This window comes from Clostridium sp. AF27-5AA, from assembly GCF_003478415.1.
Taxonomy (GTDB): Bacteria; Bacillota; Clostridia; order Lachnospirales; family Lachnospiraceae; genus Otoolea; species Otoolea fessa.
This window is the reverse complement of record NZ_QUFH01000032.1, coordinates 1-353: the sequence shown is the minus strand read 5'-3', so window position 1 is coordinate 353 and position 353 is coordinate 1. Positions and strand designations below refer to the sequence as shown.

The window sequence follows — 353 nt, the reverse complement described above, 5'->3', positions numbered from 1 at the left end:
GGCATATGGTATAATATAAACATGGAAAAAGATATATTTACTATTAAGAGAAATACACTTTCATATGGTAGAGGATATGTGTATTCTTTGCAATATCATCTTGTCTGGTGCACGAAATATCGAAAACAGGTCCTGAAAAATGGGATAGACGCAGAATGTAAAAAAATGTTGTATGGGCTTGCGGAGGAATACAAATTTAAGATTCTGGCGATGGAGGTTATGCCAGATCATATTCATTTACTTCTGGATTGCAAACCGCAATTTTTTATATCAGACATGATAAAGATTATGAAAGGGAATCTGGCACGTCAGTTGTTTCTTTCGCATCCGGAATTAAAACAGGAGCTGTGGGG

1 protein-coding gene is annotated in these 353 nt (G+C 36.0%); it reads left to right on the top strand.

Going from position 1 to position 353, the window contains the following annotated elements; genetic code table 11:
• Nucleotides 1-21: 21 nt before the first annotated feature.
• A partial coding sequence (gene tnpA / locus DWY89_RS14185) for an IS200/IS605 family transposase (RefSeq protein WP_118524784.1) occupies nucleotides 22-353 on the top strand: 332 nt, incomplete at its 3' end.